Here is a 19,727-nt window from a genome sequence, read left to right on the forward strand (position 1 = left end):
CCTATTCCAGACCGTTCGGTATTGTTTCTTGTTGACTTTGGGCCTGATTCACCGGATTTTTCCTGTGTTCCTTGGCTGAGAAGTCAATGCGCCCTAGATGCTCACATCCGGGGTGCTTTGTGCATCCGGCACATCAGGAAGCCAAATCGAGAGTACAACAACACAGGAGATTGCGACCATTCGCCGTCCATTCCGCGCTCCGCCTCCGACGAAGGAAGGCCCGCGCACAAACAATGAAATTCGCGTCCGCGAAGTCCAGCTGATTGATCACGAAGGTAACAACCGCGGGATCATTCTCACCGATGAAGCTATGGACATCGCAGTAGAAGCCGGTCTTGATCTCGTTGAGATCCAGCCGAATGCTCAGCCGCCTGTTTGCAAGATTCTGGATTACGGCCGGTTCAAGTACCAGTCCCAGAAGAAGGCTGCCGAAGCGCGAAAGAAGCAGAAAACCGTCGAGATCAAAGAGATCAAGATGCGCCCGAACATCGACACCCATGATTATGAGGTGAAGATGAAGAGCATGCTTCGGTTCTTCAGCGAAGGCGACAAGGTCAAGGTCACTCTCCGTTTCCGCGGCCGTGAAATGGCGCACCAGGATCTGGGCATGAAACTGCTCGATCAGGTTCGCGAAGAAACCGCCGAGATCGCGAAGGTTGAATCCTCGCCGCGCCTCGAAGGCCGCCAGATGGTGATGATCCTTGCGCCGCTGAAGTAAGCGCGCTGCAGACCGCACCTGAAAGACATTAAAAAACCCCGCCAATCAAATTGGCGGGGTTTTTTGTTTTCAAACCTCGAACCTGGTCAGGAGATTTCCGCCCAGGCACCGGTCTTTTCAGATTCGAACAGAGCATCCAGGGTCTTCATGTTCTGCACGGCATCCGCCGGACCGTAAGGCGGGTCGATCTCACCCAGGATGGACCGGGCAAAGACATCGGCCAGTTCCGCATACTGGTCGCTGGGTGCAAGGGTCTCCGTTACAGAAGCTGCGTCGGCAAACTTCGAACCGTCATCAAGGCGCAACACCATGCCTTCATTGCCAGGAGCGTTGTAGGGGATCAGGATCTCCAGACGCTTCTTGGTCCCGACCAGCTGAATGCGCTGATATGGAGCCAGCTGTGTTGCCACCGTGAAGTCGAGGCGGCGGCCGCCGCCAAAGTCGATCAGGGCGCTGGCCACGCGGTCGGTGCCGAACTCCGGATCGCGGTCGATCAGCGAAATGGCCCGTTTCGGCTCCGCTTCAAAGAAGTAGCGGCCCGCCACGATCGGATAGCAGCCGATATCCATCAGGCCGCCGCCACCGATGCCTGCCATGTTGCGGATGTTCGATGGATCGGCATTGAAATAACTGAAAAAGGACTGGATGGCCTTCAGCTCTCCCAGAGCGCCGGAGCGGACAATCTCCCGCGCCCGGATCCACTGCGGATGCGCCCGGACCATGAAGCCTTCGGCCACCAGGCGGTCCTTCGGCAGGTGCATAAGCTGGCGGGCCTCTTCCGCATTCAGCGCAACCGGCTTCTCACACAACACATGCTTGCCAGCTTCCACCGCCTGCAAGGTCAGCGGAACATGGAGATGGTTGGGCAGCGGATTGTAGATGGCATCGATGTCCGGATCGGCCAGCAGCTCCTCATAGGAGCCATAGGCCTTCTCAATTCCCAATGCGCCTGCGGTTTCCCGGGCTCTGACCAAATCCCGCGAAGCGATCGCGGCAACGGTCCCGTATTTGGAACTCTGGATCCCTGGAATGACTTTCTCCCGGCCAATTTTGGCGGTCGACAGAATGCCCCAGCGGATCGGCTTTCCGGCCTTGCCCATGATGTACGTCCCTCACAGTTTGGATCAGTTGACGCGTTTTACCCCGCGCACCTGCCGGTCCGCAACTGCGGCAACGGTTCCCCAATAGGAACCGCTGCCCGGATGATCAATATTTCTCTGGGACGTAAAGCTCGTCGGGGAGAACCTTCCGCTCATAATCCGGGTTGAACACGCGGTCGGGCAGGTGGATCGGCTCGTGCGGGATTTCCTCGTAAGGCATCATGGACAGAAGGTGGCTGATGCAATTGAGGCGCGCCTGCTTCTTGTCATTGCCTTCCACGATGAACCAGGGCGCTTCCGGAATGTTGGTGCGCTCAAAGGTCTCTTCCTTGGCCTTGGTATAGGCTTCCCAGCGCTTGCGGGATTCCAGATCCATCGGGCTAAGCTTCCACTGCTTCAGCGGATCGTGGATCCGCATCAGAAAGCGCAGCTGCTGCTCCTGGTCCGTGATCGAGAACCAGTATTTCACCACACGGATGCCAGAGCGGACGAGCATGCGTTCAAATTCCGGCACGTCGTTGAAAAACTGCTCCACCTGCTCCTCAGAAGCAAAGCCCATCACCCGCTCGACACCCGAGCGGTTGTACCAGGAGCGGTCAAACAGAACCATTTCGCCCGCCGCCGGCAGATGCGGGACATAGCGCTGGAAGTACCACTGGCTCTTTTCCCGTTCCGTTGGCGCAGGCAGCGCCACGACGCGGGCCACGCGCGGGTTCAAGCGCTGGGTGATCCGCTTGATCACGCCGCCCTTGCCTGCCGCGTCCCGGCCCTCAAAGATTACGACGAGCTTTTCGCCGGTGTGCTGGATCCAGTCCTGCAACTTCACCAGCTCGGCCTGAAGCCTCAGCAGCTCATGGAAATAGGTCTTGCGGTCAATGTTCGACGTGTGCCGCAGATCTGAGATGAATTTCATCTCTCTGGCGATCAGGAGATCATCAATCTCCATCTCCAGCTCTTCATCCAGACTGTCTTCCCATTCCGCTTCCACCCAGCTGCGGGCGCTTGTCTCATCCATGGTTCCGTCTCCAGCCATTTCTCCTCCTCTGTGAACGCCTGCACTGTTACCGTTTTTTGACAATCCCTCCCAAGATAGGGACTCAACTCCGCATGCGCACAGGTCCCTGCGTTTTTGTGATTGAAAATGAATGATCGTTCATTTATTTTTTCAGATGGAGGACAGCATGGATCATTCCGGCAAGCGGCAGGCAGGCACTCTGGGAGGAGCAGCAGGCAAGCCATCAGCATCTGATGACACGCGCAGCACCAAGGGCGGGCAAACCGCTGCCCGGGTGTGCAAGGCTGCGCTGCATCTTTTTGCCCGGCACGGCTATGCAGCCGTTTCCATGCGCCAGATCGCGTCTGAGGTCGGCGTTCAACCCGGCGCCCTCTACAATCATTTCGCCACCAAGCAGGATATCCTCAAGGCCTTGATGCTGGAGCACATGGGTGCGCTTCTTCAGGCTTGGGAAGCGTGCAGAGGCACGGTGCCTGAGGGCACAGACCTGCTGGAGGTCTTTGTCCGGTTCCACATCCGCTATCATCTCAGCCGTTCTGAAGAGGTGTTCATCTCCTACATGGAGCTGCGCAATCTTGAGCCGGAGAACTTCGCTGCGGTCGAGCGTCTACGGCAAATCTATGAGGCCATTCTCACAGGCATTCTGGAAGACGGCATGAGCCAGGGCCGTTACCGCATTGAGGAACCGCGTGTCGCGACCCGCGCCATCATCGCCATGCTGACAGGCATACCCGCCTGGTACCGGGAAACCGGCAGCCTGACCGCCGGCCGCATTGAAACAATTTATCTGGACATGGTGCGCGGCAGCCTTGGCGCCGCGCCCGCCTTCACCGCAGGGGAGAGCGGCTGACATGACAATCCTGAAATCCAATCTTTCGGCCCGCAGCGAAGGCTTTGCAGCCAACCGGAGTGCCCACGAAGCGGCCATGTCGCAAGTGCGCGACGCGGCCCAAAAGGCCTTTGACGGCGGCGGCGGGACCGCCCGCGAACGTCACACATCCCGCGGCAAGATCCTGCCGCGGGAACGCGTCTCCCGGCTGCTTGATCCCGGCTCACCCTTCCTGGAAGTCGGCACCCTGGCCGCGCACGGCCTCTATGGCGATGCCGCCCCGTCGGCGGGCATCATCACCGGCATTGGCCGGGTCGAAGGCCAGGAAGTGATGGTCATTGCCAATGACGCGACGGTCAAGGGCGGCACCTACTATCCGATGACCGTGAAGAAGCATCTGCGCGCGCAGGAAATCGCTGCAGAAAACAACCTGCCTTGCGTCTATCTGGTGGATTCGGGCGGCGCCAACCTGCCGAATCAGGACGAGGTCTTTCCCGACCGGGATCACTTCGGCCGCATCTTCTTCAACCAGGCCAACATGTCGGCCAAGGGCATTGCCCAGATTGCCGTCGTCATGGGCTCCTGCACGGCGGGCGGCGCCTATGTGCCTGCCATGTCGGACGAAACGATCATCGTCCGCAATCAGGGCACCATCTTCCTGGCAGGCCCCCCGCTGGTGAAGGCGGCAACCGGCGAGGAGGTGAGCGCGGAGGACTTGGGCGGCGGCGATGTGCATACGCGCCTTTCCGGCGTGGCCGACCATCTGGCCCGGGACGACGCCCATGCGCTTGCCCTTGCCCGCCGCTCCGTCGCCAGCCTCAACCGCACCAAGCGTTCCCAGGTCGCGCTGCAGACACCGGAAGATCCGCTTTATGATCCGGACGAGATCCTCGGCGTCGTTCCGGCGGATCTGCGCACGCCTTATGACATCCGCGAGGTGATCGCGCGCGTGGTGGACGGCTCGCGGTTTGACGAGTTCAAGGCCCGCTACGGCACCACACTTGTCTGCGGCTTTGCCCATATTCACGGCATGCCCGTCGGCATCATCGCCAACAATGGCGTGCTCTTTTCCGAAAGCGCCGTGAAGGGCGCCCATTTCGTCGAGCTCTGCTCCCAGCGCAAGGTACCGCTGGTGTTCCTGCAGAACATCACCGGCTTCATGGTCGGGCGCAAATATGAAAGCGGCGGCATCGCCAAGGACGGCGCGAAGCTGGTGACGGCTGTCGCCACCACCTCCGTTCCGAAGATCACCATGCTGGTCGGTGGTTCCTTTGGCGCGGGCAACTACGGCATGTGCGGCCGGGCCTTCAACCCGCGCTTCCTCTGGACCTGGCCGAACTCCCGCATTTCGGTCATGGGCGGCGAGCAGGCAGCTGGCGTTCTTGCCACCGTCCGGCGCGACGGCATCGAACGCAAGGGCGGCAGCTGGTCTGCGGAAGAAGAAAAGGCCTTCAAGCAGCCGGTCATCGACCAGTTCGAGGAACAGGGCCATCCGCTCTACGCCTCCGCCCGCCTGTGGGACGACGGCATCGTGGACCCGCGCAAGACCCGCGACATTCTGGGCCTATCCCTCTCCGCCGCCCTCAACGCCCCCATCGAAGACACGCGATTCGGCCTGTTCCGGATGTGAGCCATGACCCAGACACTTGATGACCTGAAAGCAAAATACCCCGGCGCAGAGAGCTTTAACTTCGGAGACAGCGCAGAGTTGTCCGGGGAACTGATTGCCCTCGTGCGCAGCGGCAAAAAGACCGGCACCTGCGGCGCCTTGCGCGACTTCACCGAGGGAGGAGACGCCCTCCCCGTCGTAGGACGAAAGGACATCGCTCTGGATTGGGACGGAAAGCCCGCTCTGGTGATTGAAACCCTTTCGGTCACCATCTGCCGCTTCTGCGATGTCGATACCAAATTTGCCCTGAGCGAAGGCGAGAACGACGATCTGGCGGGATGGCAGCGCGACCACCAGGCCTACTTTGAGCGCAATGGCGGCTTTTCACCGGAAATGGAACTGGTCTGTGAGCGGTTCCGCCTCGTGGAGGATCTCGCCGGGGAGGCACAGTGATGTTCAAGAAAATTCTCATTGCCAATCGCGGCGAAATTGCCTGCCGGGTGATCAAGACAGCCAGACGGCTCGGCATACGGACAGTTGCAGTCTATTCGGACGCGGATGCCGGAGCCATGTATGCGGCCTCGATTGAAGACACCCGCTTCGGCCCGTTCCGTATGTAAGGAGAAAAGCCGTGGATTTTCTTGACAGCATTAAGAATAAGATCCCAGCGATAGGGTTTATTTCCCTATTGCTCTCGGCGACTTACCACGCAGGCCTCCTGAATGCCGCAGCAAGTATAGATATAATATCATCGCTATCATATCAGGACATTATAATAGCATCTTTATACATATTTCCAATACTTTTATCTTCATTTTACGCAATATCTGCAATTAAAGACATTATATATCTTGAGGGGAAATTCGATAAGTGGTGGAAGTATGGAATATTATTCTTAATATTCACACTTGGGCTTGCTTCATTTTATTTGGAGGGAAATCAGCCAAGTTCATTTACTTGGATATTGTTGATATTCTCTGCGTCACCACTAATTTATAAAATAATAAAGAAACTTAATAAAAAATCTTGAAAAAGAGCAAATTGCGATAATAACAATTATTCTAACAGTATTCATAGTCGCATACAGCTCTGGATACGGCGCATATCACAAGTCACAGTGCCAAGATCTGACATATATAAGTACAGATAAATGCAAAGATTGCATTCTTGTAAAAATATATTCAAATATCATTATTCTCAAACAAAAAGACTCCAGATCAATTTATGTCGAAAAGAACGAGAACAATTACGAACTGCGGATCGATGCCGAAGAAAGATTAAAAGCAACCCAATCGTCATATTGCAATCCAATTAAGACTTGGCTGGAGGGAAGAAAGTGATGTTCAAGAAAATCCTCATTGCCAATCGCGGCGAAATTGCCTGCCGGGTGATCAAGACCGCCAGACGGCTCGGCATCCGGACGGTTGCGGTCTATTCGGACGCGGATGCCGGGGCCATGCATGTGGCGCTCGCCGACGAGGCTTACCGGATCGGTCCCGCACCCGTGGCGGACAGCTATCTGCGCATTGATGCCATCATCGGCGCCTGCAAGAAGAGCGGTGCGGAAGCGGTTCACCCGGGCTATGGTTTCCTGTCGGAAAACCCAGGCTTCGTTGACGCGCTGGATGCGGCGGGCATCGCCTTCATCGGTCCAAGAGCCCGTTCCATCCGGGCCATGGGCCTGAAGGACGCGGCCAAGGCCCTGATGGTGGAGGCAGGCGTACCGGTGGTGCCGGGCTATCACGGCGAATCCCAGGATCCGGAGTTTCTGAAGGCGCAGGCGGACGAGATCGGCTACCCGGTCCTGATCAAGGCCCGCGCGGGCGGCGGCGGCAAGGGCATGCGCCGGGTGGACGATCCGAAGGACTTCCTGTCCGCTCTCGCAGGCGCCCAGCGCGAGGGGCAGGCGAGCTTTGGCGACCCCCGTGTCCTGATCGAGAAATATCTGACCAAGCCGCGCCATATCGAAATTCAGGTCTTCGGCGACAGCCACGGCAACGCGGTGCATCTGTTCGAGCGGGACTGCTCGCTCCAGCGGCGGCACCAGAAGGTGATCGAGGAAGCCCCGGCCCCCGGCATGCCGGAAGAGATGCGCCGGGCGATGGGCGAGGCCGCCGTAAAGGCCGCCAAGGCCATCGACTATTCCGGCGCAGGCACCATCGAGTTCATTGCCGATGTGTCAGAGGGCCTGAAGGCGGACCGGTTCTATTTCATGGAAATGAACACCCGGCTCCAGGTCGAGCATCCGGTGACAGAGATGATCACCGGCGAGGATCTGGTGGAGTGGCAGCTGCGCGTTGCCTCTGGCGAACCTCTGCCCAAGCGCCAGGACGAGCTCACTTTCTCGGGCTGGGCCTTCGAGGCCCGGCTTTATGCGGAAGATGCGCCCAAGGGCTTCCTGCCTGCCATCGGCACGCTCACCCACCTGCATCTGCCGGATACACTCGCCCGCATCGACAGCGGTGTGCGCAGCGGCGATGCCATCACGCCTTACTATGATCCGATGATCGCCAAGATCATCGTTCATGGCCCAACCCGTGAGGCAGCTCTCGGCAAACTGCTGACGACACTTGAAGACACCCAGGTCGCGGGCTGTGTGACCAATGCCGGCTTTCTTGCCAGCCTCTGCCGCCATGAAGGCTTTGCCAAAGGGGATGTGGATACGGGCCTGATCGACCGGGATCTGCAAAGCCTCATCAGCGAGCCGGAAATACCTGAAGATGCAATCGCCCTTGCGGCTCTCGCAGCTCTGGGCCTTACCAAGGAACCGGCGGAAAGCGATCCATGGGATCGGCTGAAGGGCTGGCGCATGTGGAGCGCGTCGCGCCAGTTCGCCCTGCTCGACATTTCCGGCGAGCGCCGGGACGTGGAAGTGCATGCCCTCGGGCACAAAGCCTTCTCGGTTCTGACGAATGGCAGTCCCCAGACCTACGAAATCGTCTCGGTCAGCGGCTCCACGATCACCTTCGAGCGGAACGGGGTCCGGCAGACCGCAGCCCTGGCGGAAGAGACGGGATCGATCACCATCTTCATGGGTGGCCACGCCTATCGTGTCGGTCTTGCTGATCACCTGTCTGACAACGAAGAAACCGGCAGTGCCAGCGACCAGATCATCGCGCCCATGCCGGGTCTGGTGAAGGTGCTCAGCGCCAAACCGGGCGACACGGTCTCTGCCGGTCAGGCCCTCGTGGTTCTGGAAGCCATGAAAATGGAGCACACGCTGAAAGCCCCGCGGGATGGCGTTGTCGCCAACGTTCTGGCAGCAGAAGGCGAACAAGTGCAGGACGGAGCCATTCTTCTGGCTCTTGAGGAGGAGGCATCGGATGCTGCCTGAGGCCTCCAGCTATGACGAGCTGATCAGCCGTTTCACCTGGACCATTCCGGACACTTTCAACATCGGCGCAGCCATCTGCGATGAATGGGCTGCGAAAGAGCCGGACCGGGAAGCGCTGGTCTATGTTCAGGAGGACGGGGACACCCGGTCCTACAGCTATGGTGACCTGAAGCGTCTGTCGAACCAGCTCGCCTGCCTGCTTGCGAGCGAACATGTCCAGCCTGGCGACCGGGTTGCCGTGCTCCTGCCCCAGATGCCGGAGACTGCGATTGCCCATATCGCTGCCCTGAAGCTCGGCGCGATCACCATTCCTCTCTTCACGCTCTTTGGCGAGGAAGCACTCAGCTACCGGCTTGCCAATTCCGGCGCAAAGTTGGTGGTGACGGATGCAGCCGGAGCCGGAAAGATCGCCGCGATCCGCCATGAGCTGCCTGACCTGAAGACCGTCTTCTGCACGGATGGTGACCTGCACGGTGCCCGGGATCTCGCCACCGCCATGGCAAATCAGCCGGAACGCTTCGCACCTCTCGCCACCCGTCCGGAAGACCCGGCCATCATCATCTACACCTCCGGCACCACAGGCCAGCCCAAGGGTGCCCTGCACGGTCACCGGGTGCTGCTCGGCCATTTGCCGGGTGTTGAAATGAGCCACGACTTTCTGGGCCAGCCCGGCGACCGGATCTGGACCCCAGCCGACTGGGCGTGGATCGGTGGGCTTCTCGACGTGTTGATGCCCGCGCTTTACCTTGGCGTGCCTGTCGTTGCCTGCCGGTTCAAGAAATTTACTCCGGAAGCAGCCTTCGCCCTCATCGAAGCGCAAAAGGTCCGCAACGCTTTCCTGCCCCCAACGGCTCTCAAGCTGATGCGGCAGGTCGAAGCGCCGGAAACCCGGTGGACGCTCAACATGCGCTCCATCGCTTCGGGTGGCGAGACGCTCGGAACCGAACTGATCGAATGGGGACGCAAGACCTTCGGGCTGACCATCAACGAATTCTATGGCCAGACCGAATGCAACATGATTGTCTCCAGCTGCTCGGCCATCATGGAGGCACGCCCCGGCATCATGGGCAGACCTGCCGCCGGACACCGGGTCGATGTGGTCGATGCCAACGGCAACACTGTTGCAGATCATGAGCTGGGCAACATTGCCGTCAAAAGCCCCGACCCGGTCATGTTCCTTGGCTACTGGAACAATCCGGAGGCCACGGCCGCCAAGTTCGCGGGTGGCTGGATGCTGACCGGCGATACCGGCGAGCGGGACGAGCAAGGCTGGATCCGTTTTGTTGGCCGGGACGATGATGTCATCACCTCGTCCGGCTACCGCATCGGACCGGGGGAAATCGAAGACTGCCTGATCCGCCATCCCGCCGTCGCTCTGGCCGGCGTGGTGGGAAAACCGGACGCCCAGCGCACCGAGATCGTGAAGGCCTACATCGTCCTCAAACAGGGCGTCGAACCGAATGATAAGCTGGCAAAGGAAATAGCAGAGTTCGTCAAGACCCGCCTTGCCGCCCACGAATATCCGCGGGAAGTCGCCTTTGTGGACGCCCTGCCCATGACCACCACGGGCAAGGTGATCCGCCGTGAATTGCGCGCCCGCGCTGCCGATGAATAGGAAAGCAGGATGAGCGACTTCGTCACCATCTTCGAAATGGGTCCGCGCGACGGGCTGCAGAACGAAAAGACCTTCGTGCCGACCGCTGACAAGATCCGGCTGGTCGACATGCTGACCGAATGCGGCTTCCGCAAGATCGAGGTTACCAGCTTCGTCAGCCCGAAATGGGTGCCCCAGATGGCCGATGCCACTGAGGTGATGGAAGGCATCTACCGCCATCCTGCGGTCTGCTACACCGCCCTGACCCCGAACGCCACCGGCTATGCCGCTGCCAAGCGCGTGTCCGCCGACGAGATCGCCGTCTTCGGCTCCGCCTCGGAAGGCTTCTCAAAGAAGAACATCAATTGCTCCGTGGCGGAGAGTATCGAGCGGTTCAAGCCAGTGATCGAGAAGGCCCACAAGGACCATATCCCGGTGCGCGGCTATATCTCCTGCGTGACCGACTGTCCCTACGATGGCCCCACCCCGCCGGAGGCCGTTGCCAAGGTGGCTAAGATCCTGTTCGACCTGGGCTGCTATGAAATCTCCCTCGGCGATACCATTGGTGCGGGTACACCCGAGACCATAGGACGGATGCTGGACGCGGTGCTGGCCGAGGTTCCGGCAAAGCATGTTGCCGGGCATTATCACGACACCAAGGGTCAGGCGCTTGCCAACATCGAAGTGAGCCTCGACAAGGGCCTGCGCACGTTCGATGCCGCCATCGGCGGTCTGGGTGGCTGCCCCTATGCTCCCGGCGCGAAGGGGAATGTGGCGACGGAAGCGGTCGCCCGTCTGCTGACTGCCAAGGGATATGAGACCGGCCTGAACATGGAGAAGCTTGCCGCTGCCGCCAGCTTCGCCTTGTCGCTTAGGAGCGCTGACGCATGACCTACGAGACGATTTCCATTGCCACGGATGCGCGCGGCGTTGCGACCCTCACTCTTAACCGTCCTGACAAGCACAATTCCCTGTCCGCACGGATGATCGATGAGCTGACCCATGCTGCCGCGGAGCTGGGCAGCGATCCGGCCGTGCGCGTGGTGGTTCTAACCGGTGCAGGCGCCAGCTTCTGCGCGGGCGGTGACCTTGGCTGGATGCGGGAACAGTTTGATGCGGACCGTCAGACCCGCATGGTGGAGGCACAGAAGCTGGCGCATATGCTGCGCGACCTGAACGAGCTGCCGAAGCCTCTGATTGGCCGGGTCCAGGGGCAGGCCTTTGGCGGCGGCATCGGCATGATGAGCGTCTGCGACACGGTGATTGCCGTTGAGACGGCCAAGTTCGGCCTGACGGAAACCCGACTCGGGCTGATCCCCGCCACCATCAGCCCCTATGTCCTTGCCCGCATGGGCGAAGGCAAGGCGCGGCGCGTGTTCATGTCCGCAAGGCTCTTCGGAGCAGAAGAAGCGCGGGACCTGGACCTCGTGGCAAGGGTCGTCTCCGAAGCAGATCTGGATGCAGCGGTGGAAGCCGAAGTGAAGCCCTATCTCTCCGCTGCCCCCGCCGCAGTGGCGGCCTCCAAGGCTCTGGCCAGATCGCTTGGCCCGGCGATTTCGGTCGATGTGATTGAGGACACGATACGCCGTCTTGCAGATACCTGGGAGACCCCGGAAGCGCAGGAAGGCATTCAGGCCTTCTTTGAGAAACGCAAGCCTTCCTGGGCTTGAGGCCGCCTCTGCACCCGGAGCCTTGGTCTAACGGCGCTGCCTGTTCCGGCGTTCATGGAACAGCCGCACGGTGTTGGCAATCCGGGCAACATCCAGCTGTTCCGTATTCGTCCCCTCCGGCTTGCCATAAAGGCGCTCCCGGGTCCGGCGAATCTTTTCCCTCTGCCGGTCGCTGAGGTTCTGGGGCAGGTCCACCCCTGCACGGTCGAGACCGATCAACACCCGTTGCAGATCCGGAATCATTTCGGATGAGAACGCGAATTGCGTACCGCCGCGCGTGACGAAATTCAGCGTCGTCGTCTCATGTGCATTGGCCAGCATCTCGATCCGCCGCCGGTCATGGATGAACATGGCTGACAGCATACCGGCCAGACCGCTGCGGGTGCGCACTTCGCGCAAGCGCACGGCTCCCAGATCCTCATACCTGATCCGGATCTTCATCCCCAGTTGGGTCACCTCAAAGCCGTTGCCGAAGAACCGCACCCATGAGGTTTCCTGCCGGATTGCGACCATGAAGACAAAGAAGCTCAGGCAGGCGGGAATCAGAAGCACCAGCATGACCGCCGCGCCGCCTCCTCCCAATGCCGCACCAAGAAACCCCAGGCAAAATAGCGGAACGCCGACCAGAAAACCCGCCAGATCGATCATGGGTGTAGGCAGCAGCTGTCCGGGTCTCAATGCGCCGGCAGGCACCTTGGGCCTGGGCATCGCCGCATAGACGCCGACAGCCGCCATCACGCACAAAAGCGCGCTTATCGGCGAAAGAAAGGTAAAGCCGCCAGTGATCCCAAGGACGAGAAGAGCCATGGGGACCATCCGGCGGAGCAGTTCCAGTCTTGCTGTCTTGCCCATGTTTCCTCCGGGTTCAAGCCAACCCGCGTGATTCGCGATGACTTGCGAATTTTGAAACCACTGCAACCAGCCGGTCAAGCTGTCCCGCCGCTACAGTCATAGAGGTCTATCAGGCAAGACCAGCGTAAGGCGGAAGCCGGCGCAGCCGGGAAGCAAAGAAGTCTATCATGGCACCCTGGGCATCCGGTATCAGTGTCCGCATCAAGGCCGAAGGAAAGACGCACGCATGCCGATCAGAAACTATTGCTTGTTGAAGGGAAAGGCTTCTGATTTGACCCTGGACGATGACGACATTCCTCACATTGAAATCCGTGTAGAAGCTGGCTGGACCAGCTATCGCATCGCCGTCAACATCCGATCGCAGCAGCCGCCGCATGATCTGCTATTTGCCGTCAACCGGGATTTCCAGCATCCCATGTTGCCGGTCTTGCTCGCTCTTCCGGAGGGAATGACGGACATTGCAGAGGACAACCCGCAGCTGGCGCTGGACTATGTGCGCGGAGGCTTCCTGACGCGGGAAGACATGCAGGTCGCCCCCTGCCAGCGGTCAGGCCCCGGGAATGATCTGCGTGACGTTCTGGAGTCCCTCACCCGCCAGGCCATCGACGAAGACCATCACCTCACCTTTTATGCCTTTGGGGAAAGCTGGGGACCGGAGCGTGGCAAGCCGGATCTTTATTTCGGCTTTTCACCCGGCAACGGGCTGCACAACATCCATATGAACCAGGGCTCCACTGGCAAGCACCTGAAGGACAATGGCCCCAACCAGGATGGCGGGCTTCTGATCCATTCAGAAGAAACCGGAAAATGGACCGGCATCTTTCTGGCCTTCCAATCCCAAAGCTGGGTGACGGATCCGGAAACAGGAAACCCGCCGCATCACCGCCGGGTTTCCAAGGCTAGGGCCGAAGATGAGATCCGGAATAGCTGACCTTCAAAGTCAATGCGCCAGCATCTCCTGAACGATCTCGCTGCCATTCAGGGACGACGGGTAGTAGGTCGGCCAGTTGGTCACTTCCTCCAGAAGCGCAGCCCGGTCGTCTCCCCAATAAAGGTGGTAATGATCGGCAGTCTCCGGGGCAATCTTGTGATCGCTGAACTGGATGAATTCCGGCGCGGCCTCATCGCCACCCGTCTTCTTAAAGACATAACGGACACCGCGGTTTCCGGCCTTGTAGGTCAGGATCTCATAGCCGTCCGGAACATAGTCGCCTTTGAGAACCTCGTTTCCCCTGAAGAAACTCACCGAGCCGTCCTTGATCACGATGCGGTCGACGTCCGTCTTGTAGCCAATCTGGTAATATTGACGGTATTCCTCTGCGGTCTTTCCCCCATGTTCGGCCTTGTGCGCCATGACCGGGTCAAGCGTGCCTTCGAGAAGGTAGGGATAGACGGACTGCCAGTCATTTTCCCAATCGGAAAGCGGCCGCTCCTGGATCTGGCTATCCTCGAAATAGCCCTTGTAGACCTTGTCTGACCCATGAGCTTGGGAATGGCTGTGCGAATGATCGTGATCCTTGGACTTGCTGTCCTGAGCAAGTGCTTGCGTTCCGCAAAGAAGCAGGGACGTGAGTGCGAGTGCGCCAATGTGTCTGGTGATCGCGAAAGGCATGTCTGGAACCTCAACTGGTTGCCGGTGAGCGGGATTTAGTTACGTTATTACATAACGCATTCGATCTAGCTCATCACTCCCGGGCTGGCAACAGGTCTCCGAAGATTCTGGCGGGATAAATTTGACCGCCCGAAACCAAAAAGCCGCCGGGGAACCGGCGGCTTGATAGGGATGGAATCCAGGTAGGGTCAACTGTCCTCGGGATCTGGAGCAAGGCGCCAGGATCGGGGGCCAGCCTCCCCCTCAAAACTCCGGGTCGTAGTTGAAATAGATCGGGTTGGAGAGGCCGATCATGTTCTGGCTGAGCGCCATGGAATTGGGGACCTCCGGATAGGTGGATTGCGGCCCCTCCACCTCGACGCGGTAGTAGCTTCTTCCGTCGGGAGACGGCGTATCGCTGAAACGGACGGTCTGGGTTTCCGGATCGGTCAGCAAGGTCACGAAGTCCTGGCGGTTCTTCACCACCTTGACCCGGTAGACAGCGCCTTTGATGCCCCCGCCGACAAGCCGGACCTCAAAAGTGATGGCAGCGCCCGTCGGCTTGGCATTGTCGCCCATCATCATGTCCATCCGGCCATCGCCATCCAGATCCGCATAGAGCTCGACCCGCGGGTTGAACGGATTGGCGCTGACCGTTGCCCGGCCTTGCACCAGAGCCTCAAGAATGGCGTCCTTGGTCCTCTCTCGGGCAAAGATCCAGGTCGTTGGCGTGCCGACATAATTCGCGGTCGCTTCCGGCGTGTTGGGTGTCGTCAGCTCCGGCCTGTCGGGAACACCATGGTGCGCGTCGCTGCCACCGCGCGCGCCCAGCATGCGCCCGGACAACAGCATGTCGTCCCAGATGCGCACCCCCGGAATGTTCTTGGGCCAGGTGGAACCGTTCCATATCTCAACCGAATCGGCCAGGTCGAAGGAATAGCCGTAATGGTTCTTCGTGCTGGGGTGATTGGCCGACATGTGAATGCCGAGCTCTTTCTTGAGCGCCAGCAGGTTCCAGTCGCGCGCATCCCGGGCGTCGAACACCCGCTGATGATCATAGGGCTCGGCAGACAGGATATTGATATGCCCGCGCGCGGCGGTCAGCTCACCGCCGTAGAACAGCAGAAGCTTTTCAGACGTGTATTCCGGATCGGCCCAGGTGTGGTTCGCCACATCTCCCTGCACATGCACGTCGTGATCGGTGATCACGAGATAATCAAAACCGTGCCGCTCCGCGAAGCCGATGATCTTGCCAACGGAATTGTTGGTCGAATCCGTGCTGTGACAGCAATGAAGATGCCAATCCCCCTTAACCCAGACGCCCTGCTCGAAACCTGCAACAGGATCAAGAGACGCCGGAATCTTGGGCGCATAGTCAGGTCTTGCTGCCACGCCGGTCTCACTCATTCTCGCACTCCCGCTTTCAGTCAGATCGCTGGAAGCCATTCCGGAAGCCTTTATCCCGGTTCGCTTTCCAGCCCAGATCAAATTTGCCACCGCATAGCATTCCAAGCGTTTTTTGGGAAATGCGGCCTCTCCTCGTCCCCTCAAAATCGCGATGAACGGCACCTGAACACCAGGTTCAGGCAGGGTTCCGGACGCCGTTGCTAGGTTCATCCTGTCTTCAACACAGCGACCCCGCTGACCCAGACAGGAGAATTGAAATGACCCGCAAGGCACTCATCGGAACCGTTGCCGCTCTCGTTATCGGCATTGCATCTGCTCCCGCCATGGCAGGCGGCATCCACATCGAACAGTTCGGCTACGGCCATTCGGCTGGCGGCAACCAGTCCGGTTTCAACAACCTGATCGGCATGTATCAGTCCGGCCACTGGAACAATGCCATCAGCCACCAGTATGGCGGCAACAACACCGCAGCCACCGGTCAGGAAGGCTCTCATCATGCCTCCACCACCTGGCAGAACGGATACGGCAATGCCGCTGGCGTTGGTCAGTTCGGGACCGGTCACACCTCCATCCTGACACAGGACGGCAACGGCAATATTGCCGCCGGCGTTCAGGTCGGCAGCGGCTGCAGCGCCAACGTGTCCCAGAACGGCAGCGGCAATGTCGCAGCCTTCGTCCAGACCTGCCCGTGACCGCTCACAGGCCCTTTGCGTGAAGCTGGCGGCACAGGCTGCCGCCGCCACACGCAACCCGGCATAGCTTCCGCCTGAAAGGCTTCAGACAAGGAAACAGATCATGCGTATCGCCCCTCTCACAATCGCAGCTGGCCTTACCGGCACACTCGCGCTCTTCGCTGCGGGCGGATTGTCAGCAGCCACCCCGGTTTCCGGCACACAAAGCAGCCCGGCTGCCTGCACCCTGGAGACCAGCACCGAAGGCGGAGTGATCCATGTCACCGCCTATGCAAAACTGCCCGGCGGCGCCAAAGGCCCGCAGACAGCCTCATACCGCCTGTCCGTCACGGGCGGCGCGGGAAGCAACAAGACGGATATCTCGCAGGGCGGAGAAGCCAACATTCCGGCCACAGGCCGCGCTCCGCTCGGCCAGCTCATGCTCTCGCGGGACGGCATCTACGACGCCCGTCTTCAGGTCACCATCGGCACCGTCAACTACCACTGCAACGAAACCATCGGCGGCCGGATCTGATCCCAGATCTGATCCCGGTTCAGATCCGAAGATCACAAGGAGATAGTCCTATGAAAACCCTCACGATGCGCACCCTCGCCCTTGCGGCAATCGCTCTGCCCCTGGCGGCAGGCAACGCCAATGCCGGCGGAACCTTCTCGATCAGCATCGCACCCCAGTCGGCCGAGCAGGAGCAGGTCATGCGCGCCGGGCTGATGGTCTATGGGCTCGTCAATGAAATTCAGGGCAGCGGCATCCGCCAGCGCGGCACGGGCAACTCGGCAGGCTTGCGCCAGCTTGGGTCCGGCAATGCCGGCATCGTTCATCAGGAAGGCTCCGGCCACAACGGCACGGTCAGCCAGTCCGGCAACAACAATGCCTATGGCCTGTTCCAGTTTGGGCGGAACACCAATGCCCAAGTTTCCCAGTCCGGCAACGGCGCCACGGGAACAACCTTTCAGTTCGGCTGGTAAGCCTTAATCCGGAACCAGCAAGGCAGGCGCAATCGCCTGCTCCTCCGCATTCTGTCAAAAACGGAGAAATCTCAGGACCCAGTCTTCAACCGTTCCCGCTCCAGGAAGCTGAAGACATCCCGCACCTTCCCGAAGCGCGGATCGTCCAGCCCCAGCAGCTTGTGCATCAGGGCGTCAATGTCGCCCGCATTGAAGGGCTTCTTCAAAAATCCATCGATGCCGATAAAAGCCGCCGACCGCTCCAGATAGGTCGTGTCATTGGTCGACATCATGTAGATGGCGATCTTGCTGGACAGCTCGCGGATAGAGCCCGCCAATTCCAGACCATCAGCCCCAGGCATATTGAAGTCCGTAATCACCATTCTGAACTTGCCAGTCTTGATGGCCAGCAAGGCCGTCTCCGCGCTGTCCGCCTCCGAGATCTCGAAATCGAACCGGCTTGTCTCAAGGATCTTGCGGGTCAATTTCCGCATGGTTGCGGAATCATCGACGATCAGAACCGGATAGCATTCATTCATGGTGATGTAGCTGGAAATGATCTCCGCCACATTTTCCGCCCTGAACGGCTTCTGCAGAAAGTGATAGGCGCCGAATTCCTTCAGAACCGATTCCACCCGCGCATTCAAGCTGGAAGACATGACCACTGACGTGCAGCCCTTGGATTGTGTCTGCTGCATCGCAGCAACAACTTCCGGCCCGCTGGCCCCGGGCATGTTCACATCGACAAACGCAATATCAACAGGCTTGCTCTGTAAAATGTTCAGCGCCTGCTGGCCGTTTTCGGCGATGGTCACATCGAAATATCTTTTGGAGCCGAGCAGCTTGATACCGTCTTTGACGACTTCCCGCGCCACGGCGCTGTCATCGGCGACAAGCGCGCGAATCATTTTGTGTAGCATTGTCTGGGTCCCTGCAGTTCCTCACCTCTTTCCCCGAAAACCACTCCAGGTAAAGAACAACACTGATAAAAAACACAATTTATAAAATAACCATTTATGGAGGATGAATCGTTTCTTTACGGAAGACGATCAACCCAGAAAGGAATTAAGTAAGAAAATACATTTAATACAGCCACATAAGCCTGATACAACAGAGCAGTGCGAGAGCGTTTGTTCGTTGGGTATGGCGGTCTCTTTTCCTCCAAGTGAGGCAAAGATGGAATCAGCGCCGCTGAGAGGTTAGCTATAAAAATGACAGCTGGCCTGGCGCCAGACGGATAATGGAAAAACGACGGGGAAACCCTATAATGAATTTTTCGAAAATCGTTTTTGCGCTCATAATCGTTCTGTCCTTCGGCTTGAGCGCTCCCACGCAAGTTGACGCGTCTTACTTGACGGCCGGTTACTTGACGGCCGGAGAGGTAACCGGCGCCGCCACAGGCAACGAAGAATCAATTGTTGCGCAACGCTATCTGCCCCGGCGCTGCCGCGACATTATTGATGATATGAAGGACGATACTTATGCCCTTCTCTATATAGCCTCCTACTCAGATCTCGCCAAGGCATTCGGTAGAAACCCAGCACGGGGGCGGAAGCACTTTGAGGAATATGGCTGCGACGAGGGCCGGGATATCACCTTTGACGGGTTGGTTTACGTAGCTGGATACGGCGATCTCATTCGGGCGATTAGCATGGATGAACGGAAAGCTTTGGACCATTTCTTGTTGCACGGTGCAAAGGAAGGCCGGTCCAATGCAAAGTTCAACGCCGCAGCATATGCGAATCGGTACAGCGATCTCAGAGCCAAGTTCGGCAATAACAGGCGAAAGCTCGCTCAGCACTGTATCCGGTACGGATACCGGGAGCACCGGGAATTCTGCGGCTGATTGCCAGCTATCGTTCTTGATTTCACTTCGCAAGGCATCTGGTTTCCGGGGCAGAAATCCGGTTTCCAGATGTGCCAGATGCGAATTTGACCGGACGTCCAGCGGACTTTGGACGACATCCCGGATCCAGCAACGTACCGCTGAATTTCTCACGATGCGCCCAGATCTAAGCGTGTTAGGCATTTCCTGACAGGCGTACTGACCGACGTCGCTTTGATCCGGGCTGACCGGGATACATATAATTGATTATCCAAAACGAGCTGATAAGCTGGACTCAGCGCCCGAAAGTGGTGCCGCTGATAGGACTCGAACCTACGACCCCATCATTACGAATGACGTGCTCTACCAACTGAGCTACAGCGGCTAATCGGACTTTGGTGTCCGGCCGGGTGCCAAGGCGGCAACCGGTCCCCGGCGCGGCGAAGCGTCAGAGTGGGGGCTAGATAGCGGAGCAAGCCGCCTTATGCAAGAGCCTTCTCGCTCGCGCTGTTGAAGAACCTTCTCAGGCGCTTCAAAAGTCAGAAG

General features: G+C 58.9%; 20 protein-coding genes, 1 tRNA gene and 1 pseudogene. 15 read left to right on the forward strand and 7 right to left on the reverse strand.

The window, feature by feature from the left end; genetic code table 11:
• Positions 1-178 precede the first annotated feature (178 nt).
• A complete protein-coding gene (infC, locus tag IG616_RS10595) occupies positions 179-718 on the forward strand; it encodes a translation initiation factor IF-3 (protein WP_192148338.1) in 540 nt (179 codons plus the stop codon).
• A gap of 86 nt (positions 719-804) precedes the next feature.
• On the opposite strand, the gene IG616_RS10600 is transcribed toward infC, so the two are convergent.
• Positions 805-1,818, reverse strand: a complete 1,014-nt coding sequence (locus IG616_RS10600; protein ID WP_192148136.1) for a Gfo/Idh/MocA family protein — start codon at positions 1,816-1,818, stop codon at positions 805-807.
• Positions 1,819-1,924: 106 nt separating this feature from the next.
• Complete coding sequence (gene ppk2, locus IG616_RS10605; protein ID WP_425504175.1) at positions 1,925-2,851, reverse strand: polyphosphate kinase 2; 927 nt, start codon at positions 2,849-2,851, stop codon at positions 1,925-1,927.
• Between the two features lie 148 nt (positions 2,852-2,999).
• Here ppk2 and IG616_RS10610 point away from each other — a divergent pair, with 148 nt between their 5' ends.
• The 9 genes and pseudogenes from IG616_RS10610 (at position 3,000) to IG616_RS10650 (ending at position 11,869) form a co-directional block, all read left to right on the forward strand.
• Positions 3,000-3,683 carry a TetR/AcrR family transcriptional regulator gene (locus tag IG616_RS10610; RefSeq protein ID WP_192148137.1) on the forward strand — a complete coding sequence of 228 codons (684 nt, stop codon included), beginning with the start codon at positions 3,000-3,002 and terminating at the stop codon, positions 3,681-3,683.
• Position 3,684: 1 nt separating this feature from the next.
• Positions 3,685-5,292 (forward strand): carboxyl transferase domain-containing protein, encoded by a 1,608-nt coding sequence (locus tag IG616_RS10615; RefSeq protein WP_192148138.1) that lies wholly within the window; start codon positions 3,685-3,687, stop codon positions 5,290-5,292.
• Between the two features lie 3 nt (positions 5,293-5,295).
• Positions 5,296-5,724: an ASCH domain-containing protein gene (locus IG616_RS10620; RefSeq protein WP_192148139.1), complete on the forward strand. Its 429-nt coding sequence runs from the start codon at positions 5,296-5,298 to the stop codon at positions 5,722-5,724.
• A pseudogene (locus tag IG616_RS10625) lies at positions 5,724-5,846 on the forward strand (biotin carboxylase N-terminal domain-containing protein); the annotation flags it as partial. The gene IG616_RS10620 and the pseudogene IG616_RS10625, both read left to right, overlap by 1 nt.
• A gap of 56 nt (positions 5,847-5,902) precedes the next feature.
• A complete protein-coding gene (locus tag IG616_RS10630) occupies positions 5,903-6,301 on the forward strand; it encodes a hypothetical protein (RefSeq protein WP_192148141.1) in 399 nt (132 codons plus the stop codon).
• A 309-nt stretch (positions 6,302-6,610) separates the two neighbouring features.
• On the forward strand, positions 6,611-8,605 hold the full coding sequence (locus IG616_RS10635; RefSeq protein ID WP_192148142.1) for an acetyl/propionyl/methylcrotonyl-CoA carboxylase subunit alpha: 1,995 nt from the start codon (positions 6,611-6,613) through the stop codon (positions 8,603-8,605).
• A complete protein-coding gene (locus tag IG616_RS10640; RefSeq protein WP_192148143.1) occupies positions 8,595-10,220 on the forward strand; it encodes an acyl-CoA synthetase in 1,626 nt (541 codons plus the stop codon). Before IG616_RS10635 ends, IG616_RS10640 begins: the two co-directional genes overlap by 11 nt.
• A gap of 9 nt (positions 10,221-10,229) precedes the next feature.
• A complete protein-coding gene (locus IG616_RS10645; RefSeq protein WP_192148144.1) occupies positions 10,230-11,090 on the forward strand; it encodes a hydroxymethylglutaryl-CoA lyase in 861 nt (286 codons plus the stop codon).
• Positions 11,087-11,869, forward strand: coding sequence for a crotonase/enoyl-CoA hydratase family protein (locus tag IG616_RS10650; protein ID WP_192148145.1), 783 nt, complete (start codon positions 11,087-11,089; stop codon positions 11,867-11,869). Before IG616_RS10645 ends, IG616_RS10650 begins: the two co-directional genes overlap by 4 nt.
• 27 nt (positions 11,870-11,896) lie before the next feature.
• Here the strand turns inward: IG616_RS10650 and IG616_RS10655 are convergent, their stop codons facing one another.
• Positions 11,897-12,721: a hypothetical protein gene (locus tag IG616_RS10655; protein ID WP_192148146.1), complete on the reverse strand. Its 825-nt coding sequence runs from the start codon at positions 12,719-12,721 to the stop codon at positions 11,897-11,899.
• A 226-nt stretch (positions 12,722-12,947) separates the two neighbouring features.
• Between IG616_RS10655 and IG616_RS10660 the strand changes: the two genes are divergently transcribed.
• Positions 12,948-13,652, forward strand: coding sequence for a YukJ family protein (locus tag IG616_RS10660; RefSeq protein WP_192148147.1), 705 nt, complete (start codon positions 12,948-12,950; stop codon positions 13,650-13,652).
• 9 nt (positions 13,653-13,661) lie between these two features.
• Here IG616_RS10660 and IG616_RS10665 read toward each other — a convergent pair whose 3' ends face one another.
• Positions 13,662-14,333: a ZinT family metal-binding protein gene (locus IG616_RS10665; protein ID WP_192148148.1), complete on the reverse strand. Its 672-nt coding sequence runs from the start codon at positions 14,331-14,333 to the stop codon at positions 13,662-13,664.
• A gap of 243 nt (positions 14,334-14,576) precedes the next feature.
• Positions 14,577-15,719, reverse strand: a complete 1,143-nt coding sequence (locus IG616_RS10670; protein WP_209007442.1) for a CehA/McbA family metallohydrolase — start codon at positions 15,717-15,719, stop codon at positions 14,577-14,579.
• Positions 15,720-15,976: 257 nt separating this feature from the next.
• On the opposite strand from IG616_RS10670, the gene IG616_RS10675 reads away from it, so the two are divergent.
• From IG616_RS10675 to IG616_RS10685, 3 genes are all read left to right on the forward strand, one after another.
• Positions 15,977-16,411, forward strand: a complete 435-nt coding sequence (locus IG616_RS10675; RefSeq protein WP_192148150.1) for a curlin — start codon at positions 15,977-15,979, stop codon at positions 16,409-16,411.
• 103 nt (positions 16,412-16,514) lie between these two features.
• Entirely contained in the window at positions 16,515-16,925 is a 411-nt protein-coding gene (csgH, locus tag IG616_RS10680) for a curli-like amyloid fiber formation chaperone CsgH (protein WP_192148151.1), read from the forward strand.
• 50 nt (positions 16,926-16,975) lie between these two features.
• Entirely contained in the window at positions 16,976-17,377 is a 402-nt protein-coding gene (locus IG616_RS10685; protein ID WP_246476196.1) for a curlin, read from the forward strand.
• Between the two features lie 71 nt (positions 17,378-17,448).
• Here the strand turns inward: IG616_RS10685 and IG616_RS10690 are convergent, their stop codons facing one another.
• Positions 17,449-18,276 carry a response regulator gene (locus IG616_RS10690; RefSeq protein ID WP_209007443.1) on the reverse strand — a complete coding sequence of 276 codons (828 nt, stop codon included), beginning with the start codon at positions 18,274-18,276 and terminating at the stop codon, positions 17,449-17,451.
• 347 nt (positions 18,277-18,623) lie between these two features.
• Between IG616_RS10690 and IG616_RS10695 the strand changes: the two genes are divergently transcribed.
• Entirely contained in the window at positions 18,624-19,202 is a 579-nt protein-coding gene (locus IG616_RS10695; RefSeq protein ID WP_192148152.1) for a hypothetical protein, read from the forward strand.
• A 288-nt stretch (positions 19,203-19,490) separates the two neighbouring features.
• On the opposite strand, the gene IG616_RS10700 is transcribed toward IG616_RS10695, so the two are convergent.
• Positions 19,491-19,566 (reverse strand) — tRNA-Thr (locus IG616_RS10700).
• Between the last annotated feature and the right edge of the window lie 161 nt (positions 19,567-19,727).

Source organism: Roseibium litorale (assembly GCF_014842915.1).
In the GTDB taxonomy this organism is placed as follows: domain Bacteria; phylum Pseudomonadota; class Alphaproteobacteria; order Rhizobiales; family Stappiaceae; genus Roseibium; species Roseibium litorale.